This window comes from Phocicoccus schoeneichii (assembly GCF_014635565.1).
Taxonomy (GTDB): domain Bacteria; phylum Bacillota; class Bacilli; order Staphylococcales; family Salinicoccaceae; genus Phocicoccus; species Phocicoccus schoeneichii.
This window is the reverse complement of sequence record NZ_BMDB01000007.1, coordinates 1-3044: the sequence shown is the minus strand read 5'-3', so window position 1 is coordinate 3044 and position 3044 is coordinate 1. Positions and strand designations below refer to the sequence as shown.

The 3044-nt window shown below is 50.3% G+C and carries 2 rRNA genes; both read left to right on the top strand.

Features of this window, described 5'->3' with window-relative positions:
- Positions 1-2868: ribosomal RNA gene (locus tag IEU51_RS09190) — 23S ribosomal RNA — on the top strand.
- Positions 2869-2930: 62 nt separating this feature from the next.
- Positions 2931-3043, top strand: a 5S ribosomal RNA gene (gene rrf / locus IEU51_RS09185).
- Position 3044 lies beyond the last annotated feature (1 nt).

The following is a 3044-nucleotide window of genomic DNA, read 5'->3' as shown; positions in this document are numbered from 1 at the left end:
TGAAGGGCGCACGGTGGATGCCTTGGCACCAAGAGCCGATGAAGGACGGAACAAACACCGAAATGCTTTGGGGAGCTGTAAGTAAGCGTTGATCCGAAGATATCCGAATGGGGGAACCCAACATCATTAGATGTTACTCTTAAGTGAATACATAGCTTAAGTAGAGGTAGACCTGGGGAACTGAAACATCTTAGTACCCAGAGGAAGAGAAAGAAAAATCGATTCCCTAAGTAGCGGCGAGCGAACGGGGAAGAGCCCAAACCGGATTTATCCGGGGTTGTAGGACTTCGATATGAGACGAATAATGGTAGTGGAACGATTTGGAAAGATCGACCATAGGAGGTAACAGTCCTGTACACGACACCGTTAAACGCTCTAGAAGTATCCTGAGTACGGCGGGACACGAGGAATCCCGTCGGAATCTAGGAGGACCATCTCCTAAGGCTAAATACTTCTTGGTGACCGATAGTGAACCAGTACCGTGAGGGAAAGGTGAAAAGCACCCCGGAAGGGGAGTGAAATAGAACCTGAAACCGTGTGCTTACAAGTAGTCAGAGCCCGTTAATGGGTGATGGCGTGCCTTTTGTATAATGAACCGGCGAGTTACGCATACATGCGAGGTTAAGCAGCGAATGTGGAGCCGTAGCGAAAGCGAGTCTGAATAGGGCGACTAGAGTATGTGTGTGTAGACCCGAAACCAGGTGATCTACCCATGACCAGGTTGAAGTCCAGGTAACACTGGATGGAGGACCGAACCGACTTACGTTAAAAAGTGACCGGATGAGTTGTGGGTAGGGGTGAAATTCCAATCGAACCTGGAGATAGCTGGTTCTCTCCGAAATATATTTAGGTATAGCCTCATATTATCATCGTGGAGGTAGAGCACTGTTTGGATGAGGGGCCCATCCCGGGTTACCGAGTTCAGACAAACTCCGAATGCCATAGATGAGATGTATGGGAGTCAGACAGTGGGTGATAAGGTCCATTGTCGAAAGGGAAACAGCCCAGACCACCAGCTAAGGTCCCCAAATATATGTTAAGTGGAAAAGGATGTGGCGTTGCACAGACAACTAGGATGTTGGCTTAGAAGCAGCCATCATTTAAAGAGTGCGTAATAGCTCACTAGTCAAGTGACGCTGCGCCGAAAATGTACCGGGGCTAAACATATTACCGAAGCTGTGGATTCGAAAGAATGGTAGGAGAGCGTTCTAAATGCAGAGAAGTATGACCGTGAGGACATGTGGAGCGTTTAGAAGTGAGAATGCCGGTGTGAGTAGCGCAAGACGGGTGAGAATCCCGTCCACCGAATGACTAAGGTTTCCAGAGGAAGGCTCGTCCGCTCTGGGTAAGTCGGGACCTAAGCCGAGGCAATAAGCGTAGGCGATGGACAACAGGTAGAAATTCCTGTACCGGTGATGCATGTTTGAGTGAAGTGGTGACGCAGGAGGAGAAGGGATCGTGCTGATGGTTATGCACGTCTAAATCGTAAGTATTCATGTTAGGCAAATCCGGCATGTATAAGTACAAGCGATGATGGGGAGTCGAATGAGACGAAGTCCCAAGATTCACACTGCCAAGAAAAGCTGCTAGCGAATGTATGACTGCCCGTACCGCAAACCGACACAGGTAGTTGGGATGAGAATTCTAAGGTGAGCGAGCGAACTCTCGTTAAGGAACTCGGCAAAATGACCCCGTAACTTCGGGAGAAGGGGTGCTGGTGTAACAGCCAGCCGCAGTGAATAGGCCCAAGCGACTGTTTATCAAAAACATAGGTCTCTGCCAAACCGAAAGGTGACGTATAGGGGCTGACGCCTGCCCGGTGCTGGAAGGTTAAGAGGAGTGCTTAGCGTAAGCGAAGGTACGAATTGAAGCCCCAGTAAACGGCGGCCGTAACTATAACGGTCCTAAGGTAGCGAAATTCCTTGTCAGGTAAGTTCTGACCCGCACGAAAGGCGTAACGATTTGGGCACTGTCTCAACGAGAGGCTCGGTGAAATCATAGTACCAGTGAAGATGCTGGTTACCCGCGACAGGACGGAAAGACCCCGTGGAGCTTTACTGTAGTTTGATATTGAATCTTGAGTACACCTGTACAGGATAGGTGGGAGTCAATGAAGCATGAACGTCAGTTTATGTGGAGACATTGGTGGGATACCACCCTGGTGTACTTGGGGTTCTAACCCGATACCGTAAACCGGTATGGAGACAGTGTCAGATGGACAGTTTGACTGGGGCGGTCGCCTCCTAAAGAGTAACGGAGGCGCTCAAAGGTTCCCTCAGAATGGTTGGAAATCATTCAAAGAGTGTAAAGGCAAAAGGGAGCTTGACTGCGAGACCTACAAGTCGAGCAGGGTCGAAAGACGGACTTAGTGATCCGGTGGTTCCGCATGGAAGGGCCATCGCTCAACGGATAAAAGCTACCCCGGGGATAACAGGCTTATCTCCCCCAAGAGTTCACATCGACGGGGAGGTTTGGCACCTCGATGTCGGCTCATCGCATCCTGGGGCTGTAGTCGGTCCCAAGGGTTGGGCTGTTCGCCCATTAAAGCGGTACGCGAGCTGGGTTCAGAACGTCGTGAGACAGTTCGGTCCCTATCCGTCGTGGGCGTAGGAAATTTGAGAGGCGCTGTCCTTAGTACGAGAGGACCGGGATGGACATACCACTGGTGTACCAGTTGTCGTGCCAACGGCATAGCTGGGTAGCTACGTATGGACGGGATAAATGCTGAAAGCATCTAAGCATGAAGCCCCCCTCAAGATGAGATTTCCCCATTAGATGCCAGAGAGATGATCTGGTTGATAGGTTCGGCGTGTAAGTGTGGTGACACACGTAGCGGACGAATACTAATCCATCGATGACTTATTCACAAATGAAGCGTGTAACGGTTCTATGACTTTTCTATCCAGTTTTGAATGTGTAAACATTCCATGTCTAGTGGCGATGGCGGAGAGGCCACACCTGTTCCCATGCCGAACACAGAAGTTAAGCTCTCCAGCGCCGATGGTAGTTGGGGTTTCCCTGCGAGAGTAGGACGCTGCTAGGCA